This is a genomic window from Bacillus sp. SIMBA_008 (genome assembly GCF_046535495.1).
Lineage (GTDB): Bacteria > Bacillota > Bacilli > Bacillales > Bacillaceae > Bacillus > Bacillus subtilis.
Genome location: NZ_JAWRWL010000747.1, coordinates 1 through 258, shown reverse-complemented (window position 1 = coordinate 258; position 258 = coordinate 1). Strand labels below are relative to the sequence as shown.

Sequence of the window (258 nt, the reverse complement as noted above, 5' to 3'; positions counted from 1 at the left end):
ACAAGAGGAAGAACGATCATGACGGCGAGCCCGGCCGCGATGAGCGTGACCCAGCTCCAGAAGACCACGCGCATGCTTCTCTCCTTTGCGCTCTCCATTGCGGAAGACACCTACCTGGCGAGCAGGGGCGGCTGGTGCGGGATTGCGATCGGTCGCGTCGCACGGCTTCTCTCCTGCAGCCGCCGGACGTCCTCGAGAACCTCGATCGGCGACATGTACCGCGTGGCACAGGAGATCTCTCGCATCCACGAGACCTCG

1 protein-coding gene is annotated in these 258 nt (G+C 64.0%); it reads left to right on the top strand.

Going from position 1 to position 258, the window contains the following annotated elements; all coding sequences use genetic code 11:
• Positions 1–18: 18 nt before the first annotated feature.
• On the top strand, positions 19–258 hold a 240-nt coding region (locus SB658_RS25265; protein WP_410603175.1), incomplete at its 3' end, for a hypothetical protein.